This is a genomic window from Oceaniglobus roseus, from assembly GCF_002869745.1.
In the GTDB taxonomy this organism is placed as follows: domain Bacteria; phylum Pseudomonadota; class Alphaproteobacteria; order Rhodobacterales; family Rhodobacteraceae; genus Oceaniglobus; species Oceaniglobus roseus.
The window spans coordinates 1-26,664 of the sequence record NZ_PNOS01000046.1 but is presented as its reverse complement, the minus strand read 5'-3'; the positions used below and the strand labels follow the sequence as shown (position 1 = coordinate 26,664).

At 69.2% G+C, this 26,664-nt stretch carries 23 protein-coding genes and 1 tRNA gene; 15 read left to right on the top strand and 9 right to left on the bottom strand.

Annotated elements, in window-relative coordinates; translation table 11 throughout:
• Positions 1-48 precede the first annotated feature (48 nt).
• The 3 genes from A7B20_RS18620 (at position 49) to lpdA (ending at position 3,457) form a co-directional block, all read left to right on the top strand.
• Positions 49-1,314, top strand: coding sequence for an MFS transporter (locus A7B20_RS18620; RefSeq protein WP_102110095.1), 1,266 nt, complete (start codon positions 49-51; stop codon positions 1,312-1,314).
• Positions 1,315-1,407: 93 nt separating this feature from the next.
• Complete coding sequence (locus tag A7B20_RS18615) at positions 1,408-1,995, top strand: DUF924 family protein (protein ID WP_102110094.1); 588 nt, start codon at positions 1,408-1,410, stop codon at positions 1,993-1,995.
• Positions 1,996-2,062: 67 nt separating this feature from the next.
• Positions 2,063-3,457: a dihydrolipoyl dehydrogenase gene (gene lpdA, locus A7B20_RS18610; RefSeq protein ID WP_102110093.1), complete on the top strand. Its 1,395-nt coding sequence runs from the start codon at positions 2,063-2,065 to the stop codon at positions 3,455-3,457.
• Between the two features lie 25 nt (positions 3,458-3,482).
• Here lpdA and A7B20_RS18605 read toward each other — a convergent pair whose 3' ends face one another.
• Positions 3,483-5,177: a VWA domain-containing protein gene (locus tag A7B20_RS18605; RefSeq protein WP_102110092.1), complete on the bottom strand. Its 1,695-nt coding sequence runs from the start codon at positions 5,175-5,177 to the stop codon at positions 3,483-3,485.
• A 131-nt stretch (positions 5,178-5,308) separates the two neighbouring features.
• On the opposite strand from A7B20_RS18605, the gene A7B20_RS18600 reads away from it, so the two are divergent.
• Both A7B20_RS18600 and uvrA read left to right on the top strand, forming a co-directional pair.
• Complete coding sequence (locus A7B20_RS18600) at positions 5,309-6,454, top strand: MFS transporter (protein WP_102110091.1); 1,146 nt, start codon at positions 5,309-5,311, stop codon at positions 6,452-6,454.
• A gap of 96 nt (positions 6,455-6,550) precedes the next feature.
• A complete protein-coding gene (gene uvrA / locus A7B20_RS18595; protein WP_102110090.1) occupies positions 6,551-9,451 on the top strand; it encodes an excinuclease ABC subunit UvrA in 2,901 nt (966 codons plus the stop codon).
• An 88-nt stretch (positions 9,452-9,539) separates the two neighbouring features.
• On the opposite strand, the gene A7B20_RS18590 is transcribed toward uvrA, so the two are convergent.
• The 5 genes from A7B20_RS18590 to erpA form a co-directional block, all read right to left on the bottom strand.
• A complete protein-coding gene (locus A7B20_RS18590) occupies positions 9,540-10,019 on the bottom strand; it encodes an RcnB family protein (protein WP_102110089.1) in 480 nt (159 codons plus the stop codon).
• A 226-nt stretch (positions 10,020-10,245) separates the two neighbouring features.
• Positions 10,246-11,148: an RcnB family protein gene (locus A7B20_RS18585; protein ID WP_102110088.1), complete on the bottom strand. Its 903-nt coding sequence runs from the start codon at positions 11,146-11,148 to the stop codon at positions 10,246-10,248.
• A gap of 54 nt (positions 11,149-11,202) precedes the next feature.
• Positions 11,203-11,982, bottom strand: a complete 780-nt coding sequence (xth, locus tag A7B20_RS18580) for an exodeoxyribonuclease III (protein ID WP_102110087.1) — start codon at positions 11,980-11,982, stop codon at positions 11,203-11,205.
• A 31-nt stretch (positions 11,983-12,013) separates the two neighbouring features.
• Complete coding sequence (locus A7B20_RS18575; protein ID WP_157937726.1) at positions 12,014-12,412, bottom strand: GtrA family protein; 399 nt, start codon at positions 12,410-12,412, stop codon at positions 12,014-12,016.
• Between the two features lie 528 nt (positions 12,413-12,940).
• Positions 12,941-13,267: an iron-sulfur cluster insertion protein ErpA gene (gene erpA, locus A7B20_RS18570; RefSeq protein ID WP_102110104.1), complete on the bottom strand. Its 327-nt coding sequence runs from the start codon at positions 13,265-13,267 to the stop codon at positions 12,941-12,943.
• A gap of 87 nt (positions 13,268-13,354) precedes the next feature.
• On the opposite strand from erpA, the gene A7B20_RS18565 reads away from it, so the two are divergent.
• A complete protein-coding gene (locus A7B20_RS18565; protein WP_102110085.1) occupies positions 13,355-14,551 on the top strand; it encodes a deoxyguanosinetriphosphate triphosphohydrolase in 1,197 nt (398 codons plus the stop codon).
• A gap of 193 nt (positions 14,552-14,744) precedes the next feature.
• Here the strand turns inward: A7B20_RS18565 and A7B20_RS18560 are convergent, their stop codons facing one another.
• Positions 14,745-16,316, bottom strand: coding sequence for an alpha-amylase family glycosyl hydrolase (locus A7B20_RS18560; RefSeq protein WP_102110084.1), 1,572 nt, complete (start codon positions 16,314-16,316; stop codon positions 14,745-14,747).
• A gap of 123 nt (positions 16,317-16,439) precedes the next feature.
• Between A7B20_RS18560 and A7B20_RS18555 the strand changes: the two genes are divergently transcribed.
• From A7B20_RS18555 to A7B20_RS18515, 9 genes are all read left to right on the top strand, one after another.
• Positions 16,440-18,314 carry a cation:proton antiporter gene (locus A7B20_RS18555; RefSeq protein ID WP_102110083.1) on the top strand — a complete coding sequence of 625 codons (1,875 nt, stop codon included), beginning with the start codon at positions 16,440-16,442 and terminating at the stop codon, positions 18,312-18,314.
• Between the two features lie 114 nt (positions 18,315-18,428).
• Positions 18,429-20,150, top strand: a complete 1,722-nt coding sequence (argS, locus tag A7B20_RS18550) for an arginine--tRNA ligase (RefSeq protein WP_102110082.1) — start codon at positions 18,429-18,431, stop codon at positions 20,148-20,150.
• A 106-nt stretch (positions 20,151-20,256) separates the two neighbouring features.
• Positions 20,257-21,411 carry an SPOR domain-containing protein gene (locus tag A7B20_RS18545; RefSeq protein ID WP_102110081.1) on the top strand — a complete coding sequence of 385 codons (1,155 nt, stop codon included), beginning with the start codon at positions 20,257-20,259 and terminating at the stop codon, positions 21,409-21,411.
• A 276-nt stretch (positions 21,412-21,687) separates the two neighbouring features.
• On the top strand, positions 21,688-22,692 hold the full coding sequence (locus A7B20_RS18540; protein ID WP_102110080.1) for a glycoside hydrolase family 3 N-terminal domain-containing protein: 1,005 nt from the start codon (positions 21,688-21,690) through the stop codon (positions 22,690-22,692).
• The gene (locus A7B20_RS18535) at positions 22,689-23,483 is read left to right on the top strand and encodes a segregation and condensation protein A (protein WP_102110079.1); all 795 of its coding nucleotides are present in this window, start codon (positions 22,689-22,691) and stop codon (positions 23,481-23,483) included. Before A7B20_RS18540 ends, A7B20_RS18535 begins: the two co-directional genes overlap by 4 nt.
• Positions 23,473-24,156, top strand: coding sequence for an SMC-Scp complex subunit ScpB (gene scpB / locus A7B20_RS18530; protein ID WP_102110078.1), 684 nt, complete (start codon positions 23,473-23,475; stop codon positions 24,154-24,156). Before A7B20_RS18535 ends, scpB begins: the two co-directional genes overlap by 11 nt.
• A complete protein-coding gene (locus A7B20_RS18525; RefSeq protein ID WP_102110077.1) occupies positions 24,153-24,350 on the top strand; it encodes a hypothetical protein in 198 nt (65 codons plus the stop codon). The genes scpB and A7B20_RS18525 overlap by 4 nt, the downstream gene beginning before the upstream one ends.
• A gap of 260 nt (positions 24,351-24,610) precedes the next feature.
• Positions 24,611-24,877, top strand: a complete 267-nt coding sequence (locus A7B20_RS18520; protein WP_102110076.1) for a type II toxin-antitoxin system Phd/YefM family antitoxin — start codon at positions 24,611-24,613, stop codon at positions 24,875-24,877.
• On the top strand, positions 24,858-25,124 hold the full coding sequence (locus A7B20_RS18515) for a Txe/YoeB family addiction module toxin (protein WP_102110075.1): 267 nt from the start codon (positions 24,858-24,860) through the stop codon (positions 25,122-25,124). Before A7B20_RS18520 ends, A7B20_RS18515 begins: the two co-directional genes overlap by 20 nt.
• A gap of 142 nt (positions 25,125-25,266) precedes the next feature.
• On the opposite strand, the gene A7B20_RS18510 is transcribed toward A7B20_RS18515, so the two are convergent.
• On the bottom strand, positions 25,267-26,340 hold the full coding sequence (locus A7B20_RS18510; protein ID WP_102110074.1) for a 2'-deoxycytidine 5'-triphosphate deaminase: 1,074 nt from the start codon (positions 26,338-26,340) through the stop codon (positions 25,267-25,269).
• 43 nt (positions 26,341-26,383) lie between these two features.
• Positions 26,384-26,460: transfer RNA gene (locus A7B20_RS18505), tRNA-Pro, on the bottom strand.
• Positions 26,461-26,664 lie beyond the last annotated feature (204 nt).

Sequence of the window (26,664 nt, the reverse complement as noted above, 5' to 3'; positions counted from 1 at the left end):
GCGCGCGAGGGGGCGGGGCCGTCAAGATCCGGGGCAGAGGACGCGGACATGCTGAACGTTTTGCGCAGCTCCTGGCCGCTCTTGCTGGGCATGGGCCTGCTGATGGTCGGCAACGGGCTGCAGGGCACGCTTCTGGGCGTGCGCGGCAGCATCGAGGGGTTCAGCACCTTCGAGATGTCGGTGATCATGTCGGCCTACTTCCTCGGCTTCCTCGGCGGTTCGCGCCGGGCGCCCGAGATGATCCGGCGGGTCGGCCATGTCCGGGTCTTCGCCGCCCTCGGATCGTTCATCTCGGCGATCCTGATCCTCTATCCCACGATCACCGATCCCTGGGTCTGGGTCGGGCTGCGCGTCCTGATCGGCTTCTGCTTCTCGGCGGTCTACGTCACCGCCGAGAGCTGGCTGAACAACGCCGCCACGAACGAGACGCGGGGCCAGTCGCTGAGCCTCTACATGATCGTGCAGATGCTCGGGATCATCTCGGCGCAGGGGATCGTGGTGCTGGGCGACCCCTCGGGCTTCGTGCTGTTCGTCGTGCCCTCGGTGCTGGTGTCGATCTCCTTCGCGCCGATCCTGCTGGCGGCAAACCCGACGCCCGCCTTCGAGACGACGAAGCCGATGAGCCTCAGGGCGCTCTACACCGCCTCGCCGCTGGGGTGCATCGGAATGTTCCTGCTTGGCGGCATCTTCTCGGCCCAGTTCGGGATGGCCTCGGTCTATGGCACGCAGGCGGGGCTGAGCGTGCCCGAGATCTCGCTCTTCATCGCGACGATCTATGTCGGTGGGCTGGTGGTGCAGTACCCGATCGGCTGGATCTCGGACCGGGTGGACCGGCGGATCCTGATCTGCGCCCTCGCCCTGGTCGGGGCCGCGGCCACCGCCACCGGCGCGACGCTGGGGCACGTCTATGTCGTGCTTCTGGGGGTCGGTTTCGTGATCGGCGGCGTGTCGAACCCGCTCTATGCGCTGCTGATCGCATACACCAACGACTATCTCCAGCGCGAGGACATGGCGGCGGCCTCGGGCGGGCTGCTGTTCATCAACGGCGTCGGCGCCATCGCCGGGCCGGTGACGACGGGCTGGGCCATGGGGCTGATCGGGCCCGCCGGGTTCTGGGTGTTCATGATGGTGCTGACGCTGCTGCTCGGGGTCTATGCGCTCTACCGGATGACGCAGCGCCCGGCGCCTTCGGCCGACGAAAGCTCGGCCTACATCAAGGTGCTGCCCACCGCCTCGCCGGTGGCGCTCGAAGCCGCGCAGGAATGGGCGGTCGAGCAGGACGAGGCCGGGGAAGCGCCGCAGGATGCGGCCTGATCGGCGGTCGGACGCGGCCGGAGCCTTGTGTTCGCGCCGCAACTTTGCAACGCTTCCATCGGGGAGAGGCGGGTGAAGCGAGGAGTCGAGCGAATGTCGAACCCGGACGAGGTGCTGGCCTTCTGGCTGGACGAGGTCGGCGAAAAGGGATGGTACGAGGCGGATCCCGCCCTGGACCGGGAGGTGAGCGAGCGTTTCGGCGCCACCTGGCAGAGCGCGCAGGAGGGCGGCTTCGCCCTGTGGCTGACGCACCCCTCGGGCACGCTGGCCTACATCATCCTGAACGACCAGTTCCCGCGCAACATGTTCCGCGGCCAGGCCAGGGCCTTCGCCTCGGACCCGATCGCGCTGGCGGCGGCGAAGATGGCGATCGCGCGGGGCTGGGACATGAAGATCGACCCGCCCGCGCGGCAGTTCTTCTACATGCCGCTGATGCATTCCGAGAGCCTGTCGGACCAGGACCGCTGCGTGAGGATGTTCCTGACCCGCATGGGCGAGAGCGGGCAGGGCAACCTTTTGCACTCGCGCGCGCACCGCGAGGTGATCCGCCGCTTCGGCCGCTTCCCGTTCCGCAACGAGGCGCTGTCGCGCTCCAACCAGTCGGGCGAGGCGGATTTCCTGGCCAACGGCGGCTACGGTGCCACCGTGCGCGCGCTGGAGGGCGCCGGCGCCAAGGGGTGAGCGGGCCGATTGCCGCCCCCCGGCAGATGGTTTAACGTTAAACCAAATCGCGGGGAGGGCAGGCCGGATGGCGTCACAGAGCTTCGACATGATCGTGATCGGCGCGGGGCCCGGCGGCTATGTCGCCGCGATCCGCGGTGCGCAGCTGGGCCTGAAGGTCGCCATCGTCGAGCGCGAGCACATGGGCGGCATCTGCCTGAACTGGGGCTGCATCCCGACCAAGGCGATGCTGCGCTCGGCCGAGGTGTTCCACCTCATGCACCGGGCGAAGGAATTCGGACTGTCCGCCTCCGGCATCGGCTTCGACCTCGACGCGGTGGTGAAGCGGTCGCGGGGGGTGGCGAAGCAGCTGAACTCCGGCGTCGGCCACCTGATGAAGAAGAACAGGGTGACGGTGGTGATGGGAACGGCCACGGTGCCCGCGCCGGGCCGCGTCGCCGTGACCACCGACAAGGGCGAGGAGGTGCTGGAAGCGCCGGCGATCGTCCTGGCCACCGGCGCGCGGGCGCGCGAGCTGCCGGGGCTGGAGGCGGACGGCGACCTGGTCTGGACCTACAAGCACGCCCTTCAACCGCCCAGGATGCCGAAGCGGCTGCTGGTCATCGGCTCGGGCGCCATCGGGATCGAGTTCGCGAGCTTCTTCAACACGCTCGGCGCCGAGACGACGGTGGTCGAGGTGCTGGCGCGGATCCTGCCGGTCGAGGACGAGGAGATCGCGGCCTTCGCGAAGAAGCAGTTCGTGAAGCAGGGAATGACGATCCTCGAAGGCGCCTCGGTCACGAAGCTGGACCGGGGCAGGGGCACCGTCACCGCGCATATCGAGAAGGACGGCAAGGCCGAGACGCGGGAGTTCGACGCGGTGATCTCGGCCGTCGGGATCGTCGGCAACACGGAAGGCCTGGGGCTGGAAGCCCTGGGGGTGACGGTCGAGCGGACCCACGTGGTGACGGACGAATACTGCCGCACCGGGGTCGAGGGGATCTATGCCATCGGCGATCTCGCCGGGGCGCCGTGGCTGGCGCACAAGGCCTCGCACGAGGGAGTGATGGTGGCCGAGCTGATCGCGGGCGGTCATCCCCACCCGGTGGAGCCCGGTGCCATCGCGGGCTGCACCTACTGCCAGCCGCAGATCGCCAGCGTCGGGCTGACCGAGGCGCGGGCGAAGGCGGCGGGCCACGAGGTGAAGGTCGGACGCTTCCCCTTCATCGGCAACGGCAAGGCCATCGCGCTTGGCGAGGCGGAAGGGCTGGTCAAGACGGTGTTCGACGCGAAGACCGGCGCGCTTCTCGGGGCGCACATGGTCGGGGCCGAGGTGACGGAGCTGATCCAGGGCTATGTCATCGGGCGGACGCTGGAGACGACGGAGGCCGAGCTGATGCAGACGGTCTTCCCGCACCCGACGCTGTCGGAGATGATGCACGAGTCGGTGCTCGACGCCTACGGGCGGGCGATCCACTTCTGATCGCCCGCCTTCCGGCGCGCGGGACTCACTCCGCCGTCACCTCCAGCGGCACGCGGGCCAGCACCGTGGCCTCGCGGTCCATGACGTAGCGCAGCTCGTAGCGGCCCGGCGCCTCGGGCAGCTGGAGGCTCACCGGGTTGCCGCCGTTGGTGTAGGCATAGGTCTCGTACCCGTCCTCGCCCGGCCGCGACACGGCGATGTAGTCCAGGTCGTACCCAGGCCCCTCCCAGCCGACGCTGGCCGTCCCGCCGGCCACGGCGCGGTCCGGCGCGACGAGGGCGGCCGTGACCGGCGTGATCTCGATGGCACGACGGGCGAGCACGCTGCCGTCCTGCCCGAGGTGATAGCGCAGCTCGTACCGGCCCGGCGCGGCGGGCAGCGGAAGCGGTGCGGGGCTGCCGTCGCGCGTGTAGGCATAGTGGGCATAGGCATCGTCGCCCGGCAGGCCGATCCCGACATAGTCCGCCTCGTGGCCGGGTCCGCTCCAGCCGACCGGCAGCGTCGAGCCCGCCGGTGCGGCGTCGGGCGCGGTCAGCGTGGCGGCGGCCTCGGTCACGGCAATCGGCCGGGTGGCGAGGATGGCGCGATTGCGCTCGAGGTAATAGCGCAGCTCATAGGCACCCGGTGCGGTCGGCATGGTCAGCGCCGTGGGCGAGCCGTCGCGGACATAGGCATAGGTTTCATAGGCGTCCTCCCCCGGGGCGGCGACGGCCAGGAAGTCGCCCGCCTCGCCGGGTCCGGTCCAGTCCACCGCCACCGGCGCCCCCGCCTCGGCGCTGTCGGGGGCGGCGAGGGTCGCGTCGGGCAGCGCCTCGGGAAAGACGACGGTCACGGTGAGATCGCCCGGCCCGGTGATGTCGAGGCTCGTTTCGGCGCTGCGCTCCCCGGTCAGGCTGTCGGCGCGCACGGCGTAGCGCCCCGGCGCCAGGTCGAGGGCCAGAGGATTGCCGCTGCGTTCTTCCGCCAGCGTCCTGTCGCCCGCGGCCACCGTCCACTCCACCGGATCGCCGAGCAGCGCGCCGCTCTCGTCGCCGAGCACTGCGCGCAGGGTCACGCTGGCCGTGACGGAGGGTGTCTCGGTGGCGGAAGTGCGCGCGGGGGCGGCGGCGACGGTGGTCAGCGCCTCGGCCAGTTCGCCCGCGTTGGCGGCCGTGCGGAAGGTGCCGCCGGTCTCCTCCGCGATGCACTGCATCTGGCCGAGCGCCGCGTCGTCGGTCACGTCGAAGCCGATCACGTGGGCGGTGAAGTCGATCCCCGCCTGCTCCAGCGCGCGGGCGGCGGCGCAGGGGTCGGGATTGCAGGTCTCGATCCCGTCGGAGACGAGGATCACCGTCGCCGCCTCCTCGGTATAGCGCAGCGCCTCGGCGGCGGCGATCACCGCGTCGGTCATCGGGGTCTTGCCGCGGGGGTTCACCCCGTTCACCGCCGCCGCGATGGCGCCCTTCGTGCCGGGGGCGGGGGCCACCATGGTCTCGATGTCGGTGCAGTCGCCGCGGCTGCGGTGGCCATAGACGGTGAGGCCGAGGTTCCGGTCCTCGGGCAGGTCCTGAAGGATCCGGCCCACCACCTCGCGGGCGATGACGATCTTGTTCACGCCGTCGACCTGCCCCCACATCGAGCCCGAGCCGTCGAGAACGAGAATGGTGTTCGCCCGCTCCTCTGCGGCGAGGGGGGGGGCAAGGCCTGCGGCGAGGGTCGCGAGAAGGAGGAGGCGGCGCATGGGTCGATCCTGAATCGTTGAGCTCTGGCGGGAGTTTATGCGGCGCGCGGGATCGGGGAAGCGTTTTTCCGGCAAGGTCCGGAAATCCCGACCGTCTTGCCTGCGCCGCGGGGGCGTCCTATGGCTGCGCGATGGCGCCCGCACTTGTCCGAACCGACTGGCTTCGTGTGGCCCTGCTGTTCGCGGCGGGGCTGCTGGCGGCGGCGCAGTTCGGCAAGGTGTCGCTGACGCTGGCCGAGGTGGCGGCGGCCTACGGACGCGATGTCGCCGGGGTGTCGGTGCTGGTCTCGCTGGTCAGCGTGACGGGCGTGCTGTTCGGGGCGGTCGCGGGGATGATCGTCGCGCGCTACGGGGCGCGGCGGATGCTGCTGCTCGCGCTGCTGCTCGGCGGCGCGCTGTCGCTGGTGCAGGCGCTGCTGCCGCCGTTTCCGCTGCTGTTCGCGACGCGGCTCTTCGAGGGGGTGTCGCACCTGACCATCGTCGTCGCCGCGCCCACGGCCATGGCGGCGGCGGCCGGCCCGAAGGACCAGCCGGTGGTCATGGGGATCTGGGGCATGTTCTTCGGCGTCAGCTTCGCGCTGGCGGCGCTGATCTTCCCGCGGGTGCTGGAAACGGGGGCGCTGCCGCTGCTGTTCTGCCTCCACGGGCTGCTGATGTGGGCACTGGCGGGCGCGCTGTGGCGGACGATGCCCGCGGTGAAGCTGCCCCGCACCACGCGGCGCGACGGATTGCTGGCCGAGCACCTGGCGATCTACACCACGCCCGCGACGCTGGCCCCGGCGCTGGTCTTCGTCTGGCACACTCTCGGATTCGTGGCGCTGCTGACCTTCGTACCTCCGCTGCTGGGCTGGGGCGGCAGCCTGTTGCCGCTGATGTCGCTGGCGGGCACCTTCCTCGCGGGGGTGCTGGCGCGCCGGATCGCGCCGCTGCGTCTCGCCTTTTCCGCCTTCTGCGCCAGTCTGCCGTTGGCGCTGCTGATCGCGGCCCTTCCCGGCGTCCTCGCCCCGCTGATGGTGCCCTTCTTCCTGCTCATGGGAATCATTCCCGGCGCCGCCTTCGCCGCGATCCCGGCGCTGAACGCGACGCCCGGTGGGCGGGCGCGGGCCAGCGGAGCGGTGGCGCAGCTTGGCAACGTCGGCACTGCCTTGGGCACACCGCTGTTTGCGCTGACGCTTGATCACGGGTTGAGCGGCCTGATGATGATGGCGGCGGTCCTGCCCGCCTGCGGCGCCCTCCTGATCCTGCTTATCCACATCAAACTGCCCCGGAACGCGTAAAGAATTGGTAAACGTTCGCGGAATGTTCCATAGTGGGGGTGGCACTTCACGGCCTGCCGACTATCTGACAACGATTGCTGCAAGAACAGGTGGTTCATGCCCGAACAGAAGATGATCGAGGTTCGCGGCGCGCGCGAGCACAACCTGAAATCCATCGACGTCGACATCCCCCGCGACCAGCTGGTGGTCATCACCGGGCTGTCCGGCTCGGGGAAATCGTCGCTCGCCTTCGACACGATCTATGCCGAGGGCCAGCGCCGCTATGTCGAATCGCTGTCGGCCTATGCGCGGCAGTTCCTCGACATGATGCAGAAGCCGGACGTGGACCACATCAGCGGGCTGTCGCCGGCGATCAGCATCGAGCAGAAGACGACCTCGAAGAACCCGCGGTCCACCGTCGGGACGGTGACCGAGATCTACGACTACATGCGGCTGCTGTTCGCGCGGGCGGGGACGCCCTACAGCCCCGCCACCGGGCTGCCGATCGAGGCGCAGCAGGTGCAGGACATGGTCGACCGGGTGATGGCGATGGAGGAGGGCACGCGCGGCTATCTCCTGGCGCCGATCATCCGCGACCGGAAGGGCGAGTACCGGAAGGAATTCGCCGAACTCAGGAAGCAGGGGTTCCAGCGGGTGAAGGTGGACGGCGCGTTCTACGAGCTGGACGAGCCGCCGACGCTGGACAAGAAGTTCCGCCACGACATCGACGTGGTGGTCGACCGCCTCGTGGTGCGCGAGGGGCTGGAGACGCGGCTGGCGGATTCGTTCCGCACCGCTCTGGACCTCGCCGACGGCATCGCGATCCTCGAAACCGCACCCGCGACGGACGAGAACGGCGTGACGCCGGACCCGGAGCGCATCACCTTCTCGGAGAAGTTCGCCTGCCCGGTCAGCGGCTTCACCATCCCGGAGATCGAACCGCGGCTGTTCTCGTTCAACGCGCCCTTCGGGGCCTGCCCGGTCTGCGACGGCCTCGGGGTCGAGCTGTTCTTCGACGAGCGGCTGGTGGTGCCGGACCAGAACCTGAAGATTTCCGACGGGGCGCTGGCGCCCTGGCGCAAGGGCAAGTCGCCGTACTTCACGCAGACCATCGAGGCGATGGCGAAGCACTATGGCTTCAAGACCTCGACCAAGTGGAAGGACCTGCCCGAGAAGGTGCAGCAGGTGTTCCTCTACGGATCGGGCGAGGAGGAGATCAAGTTCCGCTACGACGAGGGCGGGCGCGTCTACCAGGTGAGCCGCCCGTTCGAGGGCGTGATCCCGAACATGGAGCGGCGCTATCGCGAGACCGACAGCGCCTGGATCCGGGAAGAGTTCGAGGCCTACCAGAACAACCGCGCCTGCGGCGCCTGCCACGGCTACCGCCTGCGCCCCGAGGCGCTGGCGGTGAAGATCGGCAGCGGGTCGGGGAAGGATGCGGACCTGCTCCATGTCGGGCAGGTGGTGCAGATGTCGATCCGCGAGGCCTTCGAGTGGACGCAGGCCGTCCCGGAGGCTCTGTCGAAACAGAAGAACGAGATCGCGCGGGCGATCCTGAAGGAGATCCGCGAGCGGCTCGGCTTCCTGAACAACGTGGGGCTGGAGTACCTGACGCTGTCGCGCAATGCCGGCACGCTTTCGGGCGGCGAGTCGCAGCGGATCCGGCTGGCCTCGCAGATCGGGTCGGGGCTGACGGGCGTGCTGTATGTGCTGGACGAGCCTTCGATCGGGCTGCACCAGAGGGACAATGACCGGCTTCTCGGCACGCTGAAGAACCTGCGCGACCAGGGGAATACGGTGATCGTGGTCGAGCACGACGAGGAGGCGATCCGCGAGGCGGATTACGTCTTCGACATCGGCCCGGGCGCCGGCGTCCACGGCGGACAGGTGGTGGCCAAGGGCACCCCGGCCGAGATCATGGCCGACCCGGAGTCCGTCACCGGCCAGTACCTGACGGGGGTGCGGGAAATCTCGGTGCCCGCCGAGCGGCGGAAGGGCAACAAGAAGAAGCTGACCGTGGTGAAGGCCACGGGCAACAATTTGCGCGAGGTCACGGTGGACTTCCCGCTGGGCCTGTTCCTCTGCGTCACCGGCGTGTCGGGCGGCGGGAAGTCGACCCTGACCATCGAGACGCTGTTCAAGACCGCGTCGATGCGGCTGAACGGCGCCCGCCAGACCCCGGCCCCCTGCGAGACGATCAAGGGGCTCGAGCACCTCGACAAGGTCATCGACATCGACCAGCGCCCCATCGGGCGGACTCCGCGTTCGAATCCGGCCACTTACACCGGGGCCTTCACGCCGATCCGCGACTGGTTCGCGGGCCTGCCGGAGGCGCAGGCGCGGGGCTACAAGCCCGGGCGCTTCAGCTTCAACGTCAAGGGCGGGCGCTGCGAGGCCTGCCAGGGCGACGGCGTCATCAAGATCGAGATGCACTTTCTGCCCGACGTCTATGTCGAATGCGAGACCTGCAAGGGCAAGCGGTACAACCGCGAGACCCTGGAAATCAAGTTCAAGGGCAAGAGCATATCCGACGTTCTTGAGATGACGGTTGAAGATGCGCAGGAGTTCTTCAAGGCGGTGCCGAGCATCCGCGAGAAGATGGACGCGCTGATGCGCGTCGGCCTTGGCTACATCAAGGTCGGCCAGCAGGCCACGACGCTTTCGGGCGGCGAGGCGCAGCGGGTGAAGCTTTCCAAGGAACTCGCGAAGCGGTCGACCGGGCGCACGCTCTATATCTTGGACGAGCCGACGACCGGTCTCCATTTCGAGGATGTGCGCAAGCTTCTGGAAGTGCTGCACGAGCTGGTGGACCAGGGCAACTCGGTCGTGGTGATCGAGCACAACCTGGACGTCATCAAGACCGCCGACTGGATTGTGGACATCGGCCCCGAGGGCGGCGACGGCGGCGGGCAGGTGGTGGCCACGGGCACGCCCGAAGAGGTCTGCACCGTCGAGGCCAGCCATACCGGGCGCTACCTGAAGCCGATGCTGGAAGCGCGCAAGGTGGCGGCGGAGTAGGCGCCGCACGCCCTTCGCCCGACGTGAAAAAAACCCCCGCCGGTGATCCCGGCGGGGGCTTTTCGTTGCCTGTCGGCGACGTGCGCGTCTAGCGCGAGATGGTATAGGCGTTTACGACGTTCTTGCTGTTGCTCTCGACCAGGTAAAACGTGTTCCCGTTGCGGAAGTACAGGTGGCGGGAGGGCGGCTGGGGCAGGCCGTAGCGGCTCCAGTCGAGGACGATCTCGCCGCCCCCGTTCCAGTAGCCGGTGGGGGCGCGTTGCAGGCGATAGCCGTCGCGCGGCGCATCGCGGCGTTCGTCCCGCCACTCGTCGCGGCGGGTGTCGCGGTAGTCGTCGCGCCGGTGTTCGCGCCAGTCCCGACGGTCGTCGTGGCGCCGCTCGCGGTAGACGCGGCGGTCGTCATGGTGGTCGCGATGGTCGCGGCGGGCGAGGCCCGGCGGCGTGCATCCGTTGTGCTTCTTCGCCAGTCCGGGCGGACAGCCGCCACGGTCGGCGAGGGCGCCCGTGGGCGCAAGGGCCGGGGTCAGGGCAAAGGCGCCGACCAGGGCGAGGGTGAGCAGTTTCATCGGTCTGTCCTTTCGATCTTGCCGGACCCTAGCCGGGCCCTGTCGGGGTGCAAACGCCCTGCGACGCGCATGGTCGCAGCACCCGGGACGCGATGGCGGACAACCGCCGGTCGGGCGGTTTCCCGCCACATTGCGGGCGCCTTTCGGCGGCTTCACTGACCCTTCAACGCGCCCCCTTGGCCGTTCCGTCGCGCGCTCGCGGTTTCGTGCGCGTCGCGAGAACGCCCTAGCGCACCATCAGCGTGCCGAGCGGCATCACGTCCCGGACCCGTCCGGTGTTCCGCTCGACCAGCACGGCGTCGTTGTCGACGCGGACATAATCGGTTCCGGCCGCATTGGGCGGCAGGCCGAACCGCTCCAGATCGTCGAGCACCACGTAGGTGTCGCGGTAGTCGGACGGCATCACATCGCCCACGTTCAGGCGCAGCCCGGTTGCCGGCCGTGTCGTCAGCGGCTCTTCGGGCAGCGGATCGAGCGTCGCGACCTCGATCCCGCCATCCCGCGCGAAGGCGGGCCGGCGCGGCATGGGCGAGGTGAGGGGGGCCAGCTGCCAGCCGGGCACCTCCAGCGCCTGCTCGCGATATTCGCCCGTATCGTCGCGATAGCGGTCGGCGTAGGGATCGACATAGGGATAGCGCGGGTCGGCGGGCCGCACCGGATCGTAGTCGCGGCGGGTGATCGCATCGCGCTCGTCGAAGTAGACGTCGCCGACGCCCGGAACGACACGGCCGATCAGGCGGCCCTGCGGCTGCCCTTCGCGGTACTGCACCGGCTCGATGTCGCGGCGGTCTTCCAGCAGTCCCGGCACGATGCCGCCCAGCAGTCCGCCGACAGCGCCCGCCGCCAGAACGTCGCCCAGACGGTCGTCCGAGCGGCGCCGCTCGACCTCGCGGCGCAGTTCCCGTTCCAGCGCAAGACGTTCGGCGCGGTCCTCGCGGTCCCAGCGATCGTGCCGGTCCAGCCGCGCCTCGTCCCGCCAGTGGGCGCGTCCACGCTTCATTTCCCCGTGCTTCATCGCATGGGCATGGTGGCCGTGGCCCTTGAATTTCAGATGTTTCCCGTCCTTCGCATCGGCGATGGCGGGAACGATGGCCAGCGTGGTGGCCAGCAAAAGCGTGATCGGTTTCACGACAAACCTCCTGAACAATTCACCGCACAACGTCCAGGACAGGATAAAGTGCCCTCAGGCCGCCAATTCAACCCACACCGGAACGTGATCCGAGGGCTTCTCGCGCCCGCGCAGCTCGCGCTCGATCCAGCAGCGGCTCATCAGGTCGGCGCATTGCGGGGTCATCAGGACGTGGTCGATGCGGATGCCGTCGTTCCGGTTCCAGGCCCCTGCCTGGTAGTCCCAGAACGAATAGTGGCCCGGGCCCTGGGTCTCGGCGCGGAACGCCTCGGTGAAGCCGAGGTTCAGGATCCGGCGGAACGCGGCGCGGCTGGCGGGCAGGGCGAGGGCGTCCTCGCGCCAGGCCTCGGGGCGGGCGGCATCCTCGTCCTGAGGGATCACGTTGTAGTCACCGGCCATCAGCGCGGGCTCCTCGGACGCCAGCAGCTCCCTCGCGCGCGCCTCCAGCCGCGCCATCCAGGCCAGCTTGTAGTCGTACCTCGGCCCCGGCGCCGGGTTGCCGTTCGGCAGGTAGAGCCCGCAGAGCCGCACCGCCCTCTCGCCGATCACCGTCGCCTCGATCCAGCGCGCCTGCTCGTCCGTGTCGTCGCCGGGCAGGCCGTGGCTCACGTCCTCGAGCGGCAGCCGCGACAGGATGGCGACGCCGTTGAAGCCCTTCTGGCCGTGGGTGTGGACGGCATAACCCTTGTCCTCGAAGTGATCGCGCGGGAAGACATCGTCGCCCGACTTGATCTCCTGCAGGATCGCCACGTCCGGGGTCTGTTCGTCCAGCCAGTCCGACAGCGCGCCGATGCGCGCCTTGATGCCGTTGATGTTGAAGGTGGCGATCTTCACGGGCGGCCCTCCTCGGCTGGCTGCCCCAGTCCTACGCGCCGTTGCCGCGGAAGACCAGATACTTGGCGCCGAGGAAGTTCAGCACCAGCGAACAGGTCGACCCGGCGACCAGCCCCGCCATCGCGGCGAAGGTGGTGCGTTCCAGCAGGGTGACGACCATGGCGAAGACGCCGTAGTTCACCAGCGCCCCGCAGACCTGCACGAAGCCATAGCGCAGCGCCTCGCGCGCCTGCCGCGCGGCGCCGTTGCCGCCCGACTGGTGGGCAAAGGTCCAGTTGCGGTTGATCTGCCAGGTCGTCAGCCCCGCCGCGGCGATCGACACGATGCGCGTCCAGAGCGGGCCGAACCCCAGCCAGAGCCCCGTCAGCATCAGCCCCGCGTCCACGACGAACCCGACGCCGCCGACGAGACAGAAACGGATGAATTGCAAGAAATCGCTCCGGTCAGCCCATGACGCTAGCTGCGCGGAGCGCGAGGCGATTGCAAGATGGGCGCGTCCCGATGCCGCCCCTGTGTGCCACGGGAGAGACACCCTGCGGCGCCCCGGTGACGCTCAGGCTGGGCGCGACGCGTTGTCCGGTACGCTGCCAATTGCGGGGGCGGGCAGGATCACATCCATGGCCGTATCGAAGGATCGCGCGGGCGCGTCCCGCGGTGGCGCAGAGGATGGGGTGCCGCCGGACGCTCCTGCCCCTGTCATGTCCCGGACGTTCCCGTAATCTGGTCCTGCGTAATCGAAACCGCCTGCCGAAATGAGCATGGCCCTGGCTTTCCCGTGAAAATCGGCACCTGCGGGGTGCCTCTGGAAAAAGCCTGCCAGCTTCGCTCCGTTGCAGCCAGTCGGGATTCCCATACTCAATTCGAGGTTGCGGAAACAAAATGTTGAACCGGATTTCGAGCCATCGCTGCCCGTCGGCCGATGCAACGCTCCCGTCGCCCGGGCAACGGCCCGGCCGCGTCACATCGAAAACGACGTGCCGCAGCCGCAAGAGGAGGTGGCGTTGGGGTTGTCGATGACGAAACGCGCACCGATCAGCTCTTCGGAGAAGTCGATCACCGCGCCGGTCAGGAAGGGCAGGGAGACGCTGTCGACCAGCACCTTCTGGCCGTCCTTCTCCAGCACCAGGTCGTCCTCGGCCGGCTCGTCCAGCTTGATCTCGTACTGGAAGCCCGAGCAGCCGCCGCCCTCGACCGCGACGCGCAGGGATTGCGGCGCGCCCGCGGACTCGGCAATCTCGGCCAGACGGGCGAAGGCGCGGTCGGTCACTTTGGGGGGCAGGGTCAGGTCCATGGCGCAACCTTTCACGGTTTTACTGTCGGTCGCCTTGCAATATATGGCCCGCAGGAGTGGCTCACAAGAACTGGCTGAACGATGCACGCGCCCTATGCCTCCGCGCCCGACCAGAGCCGGGGGCGCCTTCACCCCGAAGAGGAAAGCACCTTCCGCAGCTGCTTCCAGCGCGACCGCGACCGGATCATCCACGCCTCGGCCTTCCGGCGCCTCAAGCACAAGACCCAGGTGTTCATCGAGCACGAGGGCGATTACTTCCGCACCCGCCTGACCCATTCGATCGAGGTCGCGCAGGTGGCGCGCACCATCGCGGGCGTCCTTGGGCTGAATGCCGAGCTGACCGAAGCGATCGCGCTGGCGCACGACCTCGGCCATCCGCCCTTCGGCCACACCGGGGAAGAGGCGCTCCAGGCGCTGATGGCGCCCTACGGCGGGTTCGACCACAACGCGCAGGCGATCCGCATCGTCACCTCGCTCGAGCGGCACTATGCCGATTTCGACGGGCTGAACCTGACATGGGAAACGCTGGAAGGCATCGCCAAGCACAACGGCCCCGTGACCGGCGACATCCCCTACGCGCTGGCCGACTACAACGCCCGGCACGACCTGGAACTCTACACCTATGCCGGCGCCGAGGCGCAGGTCGCGGCGTTGGCCGACGACATCGCCTACAACAACCACGACCTGCACGACGGCCTGAGGGCCGAGCTGTTCGACACGGACGAGCTGGCGCGGATGCCGCTGCTCGACCGCTGCTTCGGCGAGGTGGATGCGAGATATCCCGGCCTGAACTACTACCGCCGCCGCCACGAGGCGCTGCGCCGCTTCTTCGGCCTGCTGGTCGAGGACGTGATCGGCCAGGCCCGCGCCCGTCTGGCCGAGCTTGCTCCGGACAGCGCGCAGGCCGTGCGCGAGGCGGGGCGGCCCGTGGTCCGCTTCTCCGACGCGGTCTGGACCGACCTGAAGGTGATCCGGCAGTTCCTGTTCGACCGCATGTACCGCGCCGCGCCGGTGGTGGTGATGCGCCGCGAGGTCACGCAGAAGATCGAGGACCTGTTCCCGCTGTTCATGGAGCGCACCGACCTCCTGCCGAAGCAGTGGCGCAAGGACGTGGCCGAGGCGCGGGACGAGACGGCGCTGGCGCGGATCGTCGCCGACTACATCGCCGGCATGACCGACCGTTTCGCGATTCAGTGCCACGTGCAGCTTCTGGGCGGCTCCGACCTCGGCTCGGCGGTGGCGACGCCCCATGTGCTCGGGGCGCGGCTGAAGGACTGAGCCCCTGTCGGCCGCTCCGCCCCGACCGGACCGGAGCGCCGGCGGAGCGTGCGGGAGCCTCCGGCGGGGATATTTATGGAAGCAAAGATGGACAGGAGACGGCGCCCCCCATCTTTGCTTTCCAAATATCCCCGCCGGAGGCTCCCGAAGCCTGTCGCGGGCGCCGACGCCGCAGACGGGGGCGGATGGCGCGTCACCGCACCCGCAGCACCAGCCCCTCGTTCGCCCTGAGACTCCCCGGCGCCGTCTCCGGCAGCTCGCCCGGAACGGTCGAGAGCAGGGGCGTGCCCTCCAACGCGACCAGCTGGTCGCGGTCGGTGAAGTTCAGCGCCACGACGAGCCGCGCGTCCTCGCGATCCCGGGCGAAGACGAGGACATGGTCGTCGCCGTGGAGCCGCCGGTATTCCCCGCGCCGCAGCGTGATTTCGGCACGGCGCAGCGCGATCATCCGCTGGGTGAGGGTCAGCATCGTCGTTTCGGCGCCGCGCTGGTCGATGACCGAGGGTCCGTCGGCCACGGGCAGCCACGGCGTGCCGGTGGTGAAGCCGCGCCCCTCGGTGTCGTCCCAGGGGATCGGCATGCGCACCGGGTCACGGCCGAGGCCGAAGCCCGGCACGTTCTTCTCCCAGGGGTCCTGCACCATCTCGGGTGGCACGTGGCCGTTCTCGAGCCCGAGTTCGTCGCCCTGGTAGAGCGTCGGCGTGCCCCGGAGGGTCAGCAGCAGCATCGCCGCGACCCGCGCCTGGGCCTGGCCGACGCGGGAGGCGATGCGCTTCCTGTCGTGGTTGCCGAGCACCCAGTTGGGCCAGCCGCCTTTGGGGATCGCGGCCTCGTAGGTGTCGATGTACCCGGCGATGTGGCGCGCGTCCCAGGGGGCGTTGATGAGCTCGAAGTTGAAGGGCAGGTGGAAGCCCTTCAGGTCGCGCCCGTAGTACTGCACCACCTCGTCGAGCGTGCCATAGGCCTCGCCCACCAGCACCCGGTCCTCGTACTCGTCGGCGACGGCGCGCATCTCGTGCACCGCGTCGAAGCCCGCGGGCTGGTGCGAGGAGAAGGTGCGGAAGAGCGAGCGGGCGGGGCCCATGTCCTCGGTCCAGTCGGGGTTCGGCAGGTTGTCCCGCAGGCGGTCGTCGGGGGCCAGGTGCTCGGCCGCATCGACGCGGAAGCCGTCGACGCCGCGGTCGAACCAGAAGCGCATGGCGTCGTACATCGCCTGTCGCACATCGGGGTTCCTCCAGTTCAGCGCGGGCTGTTCGGGCAGGTAGATGTTCAGCCAGTACTGCCCCGTGGCCTCGTCCCAGGTCCAGGCGGGCCCGGCGAATTCGGAGATCCAGTTGTTCGGCGGGCTGCCGTCGGGCCTGGCATCGCGCCAGACGTACCAGTCGCGCTTCGGGTTGTCGCGCGACGACCGGCTTTCGAGGAACCAGGGGTGCCGGTCGGACGAGTGTGACGGCACGAAGTCCATCAGCACCTTCAGGCCGCGCCCGTGGGCGGCGGCCACCAGCGCGTCGAAATCCGCCAGCGTGCCGAACAGCGGGTCGATCCCGCAGTAGTCCGACACGTCGTAGCCTGCGTCCTTTCCGGGCGAGGGATAGATCGGCGAGATCCAGACCGCGTCGACGCCGAGGTCGACCAGGTGGTCGAGGCGCCGGGCGATGCCGTTCAGGTCGCCCACCCCGTCGCCGTCGCTGTCCTGGAACGAGCGGGGGTAGATCTGGTAGATGATGCCGTCCTGCCACCAGGGCGTCTGGTCCGTCTGTTTCATCCGTGTCTCCTTGAGAGGCGCGCCGGAAGGGCTAGGATGACTGGGGCCGGGCTGCAAGCCCGCAGGCCCCGGGATCCGATGCAGGTCCGGGGCACTTTTCTGTGTGGCGGAGGAAGGATCGGCATGGCGACCGGAGCGGAAGGGGCCCTCGGGCCGGTGGCGGCGCTGGCGCTGGTGGGCGTGCTGGGCGTGGGCTCGCAATGGCTGGCCTGGAAGCTGCGCCTGCCTGCGATCGTGCTGATGCTGGCGGCGGGGATCCTCGTCGGGCCGGCCTTCGGGCTGTTCGACCCCGACCGGGACATCGGGCCGCTGACGGGGCCGATGATCTCGCTCGCCGTGGCGGTGATCCTGTTCGAGGGCGGGCTGACGCTGAACCTCCATTCGCTGCGCGATGCGGCCGAGGGGGTGAAACGGCTGGTCTTCATCGGCGCGCCGCTGGGCTGGCTGTTGTCGACGCTGGCGCTGAAATACGGCGCGGGGCTCAGCTGGGAAAGCTCGGCGGTGTTCGGCGGGCTGATGATCGTCACCGGGCCGACCGTCATCGCGCCGCTGCTCAGGACCGCGCGGCTGTCGCGCCGCCCCGCCGCGCTGCTCCAGTGGGAGGCGATCCTGAACGATCCCATCGGCGCGCTGGCCGCGGTGCTGGCCTTCGAGGTGGTCGTGGTGCTGAACGCCGATGTTCCGGCGGGGGAGGCGGCGTTCGAGTTCATCCTCGGGATCGGCCTGGCCACGGTGCTGGGCGCCGCGGCGGGCTGGGGGCTGGCCAAGGCCTATTCCCGCGCGATGGTGCCCGAGTACATGAAGGTGCCGCTGCTCTTCGTCGTGCTGCTCGGGGTTTTCGCGCTCTGCGACGGGGTGCTTCACGAAAGCGGGCTGCTGGCGGTCACGGTCATGGGGATCGTCATCGCCAACGCCAACCTCGCCTCCTTCGACGACCTGCGTCGGTTCAAGGAGCAGGCGACGATCCTCCTTGTCTCGGGCGTGTTCATCCTGCTGGCCGCCAGCCTCGACTTCTCGCAGCTTGCGCGCCTCGACTGGCGGGCGCTGGTCTTCGTCGCCGCGGTGGTGCTGGTGGTGCGGCCGCTGACGGTGCTGACGGCGCTCGCCTCGACCGACATTCCCTGGCGCGAGCGGGTGCTGGTCGCCTTCACCGGGCCGCGGGGCGTGGTTCTGGTGGCGGTGGCGGGCCTGTTCGGCACGCGGCTGGCCGATCTCGGGGTCGCGGACGGGGCGCTGATAGGGCCGCTCGCCTTCGTGCTGGTGGCGGCGACGGTGGTGGTCCACGGCTTCACGCTGGCCCCCTTCGCCAAGGGTCTGGACGTCGTCGCCTCCGGGACGCCCGGCGTTCTGCTGATCGGCGGCTCGCACTGGAGCGTGGCGCTGGCGGAGGTGCTGAAGAAGCACGAGGTGCCGGTGATGATCGCCGATCCGAACCGCAGCCACCTGACGCGGGCGCGGGCGGCGGGCATTCCGACCTTCTTCGGCGACATCCTGTCCGAGGCGGCGGAGCACCGGGTGGAGCTGGCCAGCTTCGGCACCGTGATCGCGGCGACCGACAACGACGCCTACAACACCCTCGTCGCGACCGAGCTGGCGCCGGAGTTCGGGCGCGAGAACGTGTACCAGCTGGGCCGCGAGAAGTCGGAGTTCACGCGCTACCAGCTGCCGCCGACGCTGGGCGGACGGATCATGGCGCGGGGCGAGACCTACGAGGCGCTGAACGCGAAGATCTGGCAGCTCTGGCGGATCCGCGCGACGCGGCTGACCGAGGAGTTCCCCTTCGCGCGCTGGCAGGAGACCTGGCCCGACGCGATCCTGCTGGGCCACATCAGTGCGTCGGGCAAGTTCCGCCCGCTCGGCGAGAAGCAGCGCGAGGAGTTCAAGGGCGAGGCGGGGATGCGGCTGGTGTCGATGGTCGCCGCCGACGCGCCCGAGATGCCGCGCCCCGAGGAGGTGCAGGAAGAAGGAGAGGAGCAGAAGGCAGCGGCGGCGATCTGACGGTCGCGCGCGGCTGGGGGGGCGAGGCGCTTCGGGCGGCCTGCGACGCTGCCCGTTGTTGACCCCGTGCCGGGGCGTGATAAACCGCGCCGGAACCACGCAGGACCCCTTCCGATGAACCTCTTCGCCGATATCCGCGCGCTCGTGATCTCTTCCATCGACACGCTGGTGGCCGACGGACGCCTGCCCGGCGGCCTGGACACCGCCCCGGTGACGGTGGAGCCGCCGCGCGACAAGGCCCACGGCGACATGGCGACCAACGCCGCGATGGTGTTGGCCAAGCCCGCGCGGATGAAGCCGCGCGACATTGCCGAAGCGCTGGCGGGGCTACTGGCGGAAGACCCCCGGATCGACCGGGCCGAGGTGGCGGGACCGGGCTTCCTGAACCTCACGCTGTCGCCCGACATCTGGGCCGGGGTCGTGACCACGGTGCTGACCGAGCCCGGTTTCGGCCGCTCGACCCTCGGGGCGGGGCGCAGGGTGCTGGTCGAATACGTCTCGGCCAACCCGACGGGGCCGCTCCACGTCGGCCACACCCGGGGCGCGGTCTTCGGCGACGCGCTGGCGAGCCTGCTGGACTATGCGGGCTGGGACGTGACGCGGGAATACTACATCAACGACGGCGGCGCGCAGGTCGACGTGCTGGCCCGCTCGGTCTACAACCGCTACCTCGAAGCCCACGACCTGACCGTGGACTGGCCCGAGGGCACCTATCCCGGCGACTACCTGATCGAGGTCGGCGAGGCGCTGAAGGCGAAGGTCGGCGACCGCTTCGTGGACCAGGGCGAAGAGGTCTGGCTGGACGAGGTGCGGGAGTTCGCCACCGACGCGATGATGGACCTGATCCGCGCCGACCTGAAGAAGCTCGGCGTCGAGATGGACAGCTTCTATTCCGAGAAGTCACTTTACGGCACCGGCAAGATCGAGGCGGCCATCGACGACCTGAAGGCCAAGGGGCTGATCTACGAAGGCACGCTGGAGCCGCCGAAGGGCAAGCTGCCCGAGGACTGGGAGGCGCGGGAGCAGACGCTGTTCCGCTCGACCGCGCACGGCGACGACGTGGACCGGCCGGTGCAGAAGTCGGACGGGTCGTGGACCTATTTCGCCCCCGACATCGCCTATCACTACGACAAGGTGCAAAGGGGCTTCGACGCGCTGATCGACGTCTTCGGCGCGGATCACGGCGGCTACGTCAAGCGGATGAAGGCGGCGGTCTCGGCCCTGTCCGAGGGGCGCGTGCCGCTCGACATCAAGCTGACCCAGCTCGTGAAGCTCTACCAGAACGGCGAGCCCTTCAAGATGAGCAAGCGGGCGGGCACTTTCGTCACGCTCTCGGACGTGGTCGAGCAGGTGGGGCCGGACGTCACCCGCTTCGTCATGCTGACCCGGAAGAACGACGCGCCGCTCGACTTCGACTTCGCCAAGGCGGTCGAACAGTCAAAGGACAACCCGGTGTTCTACGTCCAGTACGCCCATGCCCGCATCCGCTCGGTCCTGCGGAAGGCGGAGGAGCAGGGGATCGCCCTGACCGATACCCCCGTGCTGACCGACCCGGCCGAGCTGAAGGTGGCGAAGACGCTGGCGGAGTGGCCGCGGCTGGTCGAGATCGCGGCGCGCACGAACGAGCCGCACCGGATCGCCTTCTACCTCTACGAACTGGCGTCGGACTTCCACGCGCTCTGGAACCGTGGCAACGACGATCCGTCACTCCGGTTTTTGCAGGAAGGCAACGATTCAGCTTCCGCGGGCAAAATCGCGCTGCCGCGGGCCGTTTCCATTGTCATTTCCGCGGGCCTTGGTATCCTTGGCGTCACTCCCGCAGAGGAAATGCGCTGATAACAGGCGCCCTGCGGAACCGAACAGGCGAACGACAGGACATTGCAGGCGGCTGGGCCCTTCGGGGCCGTGACCGTCATGCGGTGCGAGCAGTGAGAGGCAGGACATGACGGACGTTTACAGCGATCCCTATACCGACGGACTCCGCGCGGAGCGCGCGGCGACGCTGCGCCCCGAAGGCGCCCCGGCCCCGTCGCGAAGTGTCGCGAACATCGTCAACTGGACCGGCGGTCTCGTCTCGCTGGCGCTGATCGCGGGCACCGCCGTCTGGGGCTACAAGCTCCTGGTGCGCGACGTGACCGGTGTGCCGGTGGTGCGCGCGCTCGAGGGGCCGATGCGCCCCGCCCCCGACGATCCGGGCGGCGACATGGCCGAGCACCAGGGCCTGGCCGTGAACCGCGTCGCCGCCGAGGGTACAGCGGGCGGCCCGGCCGACCAGGTGATCCTTGCCCCGCCGCCGCTGGCCCTCGCGCCCGAGGACCTGCCGCGCCCGCGCCTGCCGAAGATGGCAGAGGCCGCCACGGCCGCCCCGGCCGACGGTGACGAGACCGGGGCGCTGGCCATGAACTCCGCGTCGGAGGACGGGCAGGGGCAGGACGCCGCCACCATGGCCGAGGCCGACCTCGGCGAGGCGCCCGGCACGGTCGAGGACATTCCGGAGGGGGCGCTTGCCACCGACCGCGCCGTGGCCGAGGCGCTGAGCGACGGGCCCGCCATGCCCGAGCTCACCGGCGATCCCGCGGCCGATGCGCTGGCGCTGGCCGAGGCGCTGGCCGCCGGGGTCGAACCGCTGGACAATGCCGAACCGCTCGACGAGGGCGAGGACACCACCGCCGCTGAGGCGATCACCGATCCCGTTGCGCTGAACGACGATCGCGGCCTCGCCCGGTCGCCCCGCCCGCCGGCCCGCCCCGTGCGCCTGGCCGCGGCCGTGGCCGCGCCGGTGAACGTCACCCCCGCCTCGGCCTCGGTCGAGGCGGCGGACGAGGTCGATCCCGACACGCTGGCCGCGGGCACCCGCCTGGTCCAGCTTGGCGCCTTCGAGAGTGCCGAGATCGCCCGCAGCCAGTGGGAGAAGATCGGCGGCCAGTTCGAGGACTACTTCGCGGGCAAGTCCCGCGTCGTGCAGCGCGCGCAATCCGGCGGCAAGACCTTCTACCGCCTGCGTGCCATGGGTTTCGAGGATCTCGCCGACGCCCGCCGCTTCTGCTCGGCCCTGCTGGCGAAGAAGGCGGACTGCATTCCGGTGGTGGTGCGGTAGGGCAGACCTTTCATCGCCTCGCCCGGTCGTGACCGGCGACCCGGCGGGGCAGATTTGCGCGGAACGCCCTGCAATGCAGTTTCAGGTTGCCCGGATCGGCTGGCACGCGCCGAGTGAACCGGCGGAGCCGCGCCGCACGAAGGGCCTCCCCCGGCCGCGCGCGGGGGAGTATTGCCCGCCTGTGGGGTGTCCGGCGTCGCCGCCGGGCGCGACATCTCCGCGGTCCCTCGTCAGGATCTGGCAGGGCACCCATCCGAACGTCAGCAGGTTCTGCCCATGACCCCCTTCGGCGCCTACATCTTCGGCTGTCACGGCCCCGACCTCCTGCCCCGCGAGGCCGCCTTCTTCCGCGAGGCGCGCCCCTTCGGCTTCATCCTTTTCGCCCGCAACGTCGAGGCCCCGGACCAGTTGCGCAGGCTCACCGGCGCGTTGCGCGATGCCGTCGGGTACGACGCCCCGGTTCTCGTCGACCAGGAAGGCGGCCGGGTGCAGCGGCTGCGCGCGCCGCACTGGCGCGAGTGGATGCACCCGCTGGACCAGGTGGAGGCCGCGGGACGGGGCGCCGCCCGCGCCCAATACCTGCGCGCCCGGATCATCGCGGACGAGCTGCGCGCGGTCGGGATCGACGCCAACTGCGCGCCCACCTGCGACGTGGCCCGTCCCGAGACCCACCCGTTCCTCAGGAACCGCTGCTACGGCACCACGGCGGCGCAGGTGACACAGAACGCGCGGGCCACCGCCGAAGGCTTCCTCGACGGCGGCGTCCTGCCGGTGATGAAGCACATGCCGGGCCATGGGCTCGGGAAGGTCGACAGCCACAAGGCGCTGCCCTTCGCCGATGCCGACCCCGCGACGCTGGAGACCACCGACTTCGCCCCGTTCCGCGCCCTGAACGACCTGCCGCTCGGGATGACCGCCCATATCGTCCTGCCGCACCTGTCGGACCGCCCCGCCACCCAGTCGCCCGAGGTGATCGGCGGGGTGATCCGCGGCAGCATCGGCTTCGACGGGTTGCTGATGACCGACGACATCTCGATGCAGGCCCTGGGCGGCAGCATGGCCGAGCGCACCCGCCTGTCGCTGGATGCGGGCTGCGACGTGGTCCTGCACTGCCACGCCGACCCGCAGGAGATGGAGGACGTGGCCGCCACCGCCGGGATGCTGACGGGCCGGGCGGCAGAGCGGGCGGACCGCGCGCTTGGTGCCCGCCGCGCGCCTGGCGCCATTGACATGCCCGCCCTCGAGGCGGAACTTGCCGGGATCCTGAAGGACCCTGCATGAGCGATGATCCAGATCCCGAGTTCGAGTCCGTCGCCGACCGCCTCGCCGCCGAGGCGCTGATCGTCGATGTCGACGGCTTCGAGGGGCCGCTCGACCTGCTCCTGACGCTGTCGCGGACGCAGAAGGTGGACCTGCGGCAGATCTCGGTCCTCGCGCTCGCCCGCCAGTACCTTGCCTTCGTCGAGACCGCCAAGGCGCTGCGGATCGAGCTGGCCGCCGACTACCTCGTGATGGCCGCCTGGCTCGCCTTCCTGAAGTCGCGCCTCCTGCTGCCTCCCGATCCCGCCGACGAGGGCCCCTCGGGCGAGGATCTGGCGGCGCATCTCGCCTTCCAGCTGGAACGCCTTGCCGCCATGCGGGACTGCGCGGCGAAGCTGATGGCGCGCGACCGGCTGGGGCGGGACTTCTTCGCTCGGGGCGAGGGCGAGGGGATCCAGCGGATCCGCACCGTCCGCTATACCGCGACTCTGCTGGACCTGATGCAGGGCTATGCCCGGATCCGCACCCGCGACGATTTCCGCCCCTTCGTGATGGACCGCGTGGACGTGATGACGCTGGAAGAGGCGCTGGAGCGGATGCGCGGACTCATCGGCTTCGCGGGCGACTGGACCGATCTCCTGAGCTACCTCCCAGACGGGTGGGAGCGCGATCCGGTGCGCCGCCGCTCGGCCACTGCCAGCCATTTCGCGGCCTCGCTGGAGCTGGCCAAGGCCGGGCGCATCCACATCCGCCAGAGCGGCACCTTCGAGCCGATCCAGATCCGCGCCAGGGGGCCCCGCGATGCAGGATGACGCGCACGACGCGCCCGAGGCCGACACCGGCAGCCTGTTCGAGGCGCCGCCGATGGCCGAGCAGGAGCGGATGGTCGAGGCGGTGCTCTTCGCCAGCCCCGCGCCCGTCACCGTGGCCGACCTGAACGCGCGGATGCCCCACGGCTGCGACGCCGCCGCGGCGGTCGAGCATCTGCGCCGCCGCTACGAGGGGCGGGGGGTGAATGTGGTGCGGGTGGGCGAGGCCTGGGCGATCCGCACCGCCCCCGACCTCGGATTCCTGATGCAGAAGGAGACGGTGGAGCTGAGGAAGCTCTCGCGCGCCGCGATCGAGACGCTGGCCATCGTCGCCTACCACCAGCCCGTGACCCGCGCCGAGATCGAGGAGATCCGCGGCGTCTCGGTCTCGCGCGGAACCATCGACCAGCTGCTGGAGCTGGAATGGATCCGCCTCGGCCGCCGCCGCATGACCCCGGGCCGCCCGGTGACCTTCGTTGTGACGCAGGAGTTCCTGGACCACTTCGGGCTCGAATCCGCCCGCGACCTGCCGGGCCTGAAGGAGCTGCGGGCCGCGGGTCTCCTTGAAAACCGCCCGCCGCCGGACGATCTGTCCGAAGAGGGCGCAGAGGACCAGTCGAGCCTGTTCGACGAGGCCGACGGCGCCGAAGACAGTGCCGGGGAGGACACGCCGTGAACCAGCTCGTGAACATGATCGTCCGGATGTTCCTGAACAAGGGCATCAACGCCGGGATCGACCGCATGTCCGGCGGCCGCAAGCCGACGCGCGACATGACGCCCGAGGAGCGGGCACAGGCGCGGGCCGGGCGGCAGAACGCGAAGCGGGCGAAGCAGGCGTTGCGGGTGGTCCGGAGGATAGGGCGGTTTTGAGGGGGCGCAGATGGAGCGAGGGTTGAGCTTGGATTTCCGCTAGGCGGACGAAGCTGAAACTCGTCGCTTCAACAGTTCGAAGTCATCTGAACTGCAAAGGTGCGGTTGTCGTGATGCCGTGAACGGCAATGGCGGCGGATAGCATGCTGTAGCTGAACCGGAGAGCGAGCACTTGACATGTACAGAATTTTGTACCATGTTCCTGGATATGTGCTAAGTAGCATCTCGCATCATCATCTCGCATCAGCTTCAATAATCACATGAACATAGTGACCTATACGGATGCGCGTAAGCATCTGAAGGAAGTCATGGATCATGCGATCCGTGATAAGACCGAAACCACGATTACTCGTGCGGGCAGAGAGGCTGTGGTCGTTGTCGGAAAGGAAGAATGGGACGCGATTCAGGAAACGCTCTACCTTCTTACGTCCCCGACCAATGCGCGACGCCTGCGTGAATCTGTCGCCCAACTGGACGCTGGGCGAGGCGCAGAGCAAACCCTAGACGATGAAGCTGATATTCTCTGATCATGCTTGGCAGGACTACCTCTCCTGGCGCGATAGTGATGCCAAAGTCTTTGATCGGCTTAATGATCTGATCAAGGAAACGAAGCGGACGCCTTTCAGAGGCAGCGGAAAGCCGGAACCCCTGAAGGGCGATCTTGGTGGGTGGTGGTCTCGCAGGATCACGAAAGCGGACCGATTGGTTTATCGAGTATCTGGAAGCGGAGAAAGCCAGGCATTGGAGATCGCACAATGCAGGTACCATTACTGACGGAATGGCCGCTGATGCGGCCTTTTCCATTTCGAGTGAATTCAGTTCGTCGTATGAGCTGAACGCCGCTTCGTGGGCATATCGGATGCCAAACTCAGGCTCAAACCGGACACTGGGCTGCCACTCGGATTTCCCGATCCCACTACCCCACGAAATGCTTCGCCAGCTTCAGCCCCTGGCCCTGGTAGTTGGACTTGATCCCGGCCCCGTAGAGCACCTCCGGCACCGCCTCCATCGCCTCGAAGACCAGCCGTCCGACGACCTGGCCGTGTTCCAGCACGAAGGGGGCCTCGTGGCAGCGCACCTCCAGCACCCCGCGGGAGCCTGCGCCGCCGGCGCCGGCCCAGCCGAAGCCGGGGTCGAAGAAGCCTGCGTAGTGGACGCGGAATTCGCCGGCCATGGCGAGGTAGGGCGCCATCTCGGCGGCGTAGGCGGGGGGGATGGTGACGGCTTCGCGGGAGACGAGGATGTAGAAGGCGCCGGGATCGAGGATGATGCGGCCCTCGGTGGTGCGGATGTCCTCCCAGAACTCGCGGGCCGGGTAGTGGGCGATGCGGTCGAGGTCGATGACGCCGGAATGGGGCTTGGCGCGGTATCCGACGAGGTCGCCCGCCGAGGGCCGCAGGTCGACCGAGAAGCCGAGGCCGTCGTCGATCACCGGCAGGCCGTCGACCAGCGGCGTCTCCTCGTGCAGCATCCGGAGCGCGGCGTCGTCCAGCCGGGCAGGGCCGGTGCGGAAGCGGATCTGGTTCAGCCGCATCCCCGGCCGGACCAGCACCGAAAACGAGCGGGGACATATCTCGGCATAGAGGGGACCGTGGTAGCCCTCGGGCACGCGGTCGAACTCCGTCCCGCCGTCGGTGATGGTGCGGGTCAGAAGGTCGAGACGTCCGGTGGAGCTTTTCGCGTTCGCCGCCGCCTGGATCCCTTCGGGAAGCGCCAGCCGCTCCATCAGCGGCACAACATAGACGCAGCCCTTTTCCAGCACCGCGCCGCCGGTCAGCTCCACCCGGTGCATCGCGAAATCCTCGAGCCGGTCCTCGACCCGCGCCTTGGCCCCGGCCAGGAACGAGGCGCGCACGCGCCAGGCGTGGGTGCCGAGGCGGAGGTCGAGCGAGGCGGGCTGGACCTGCTCGGCCGTCACCGCGACATCGGCGGAGATGACGCCTTCGGAGATCATCCGGGTGAGGGTCTGGCAGGGAAGAACGCCGCTCATGTCCATGCTCCGGGGAGAGGAAAAGCGGCGGAGGTAGTGCTGTTGGTCGGGCTAGCAGGACTTGAACCTGCGACCTTCCGTCCCCCAGACGGACGCGCTACCAGGCTGCGCCATAGCCCGACTGACGGTGCTTTTAACGACTTGCCCGGCAGAGGCAAGGGGCGATTGCGACGAAAGTTCATCACCGCCCGCTCAGGGCGCCGCCGGTCCGCCGGGGCCCGCCATGCGCCCGGCCAGCGCGTCGAGACGCGCCACGATCGGGGCCAGATCGGCGCCGCGCTGCGCCAGCGCGCCCTGGGGCAGGGCGGCCAGGCGCAGGGCCAG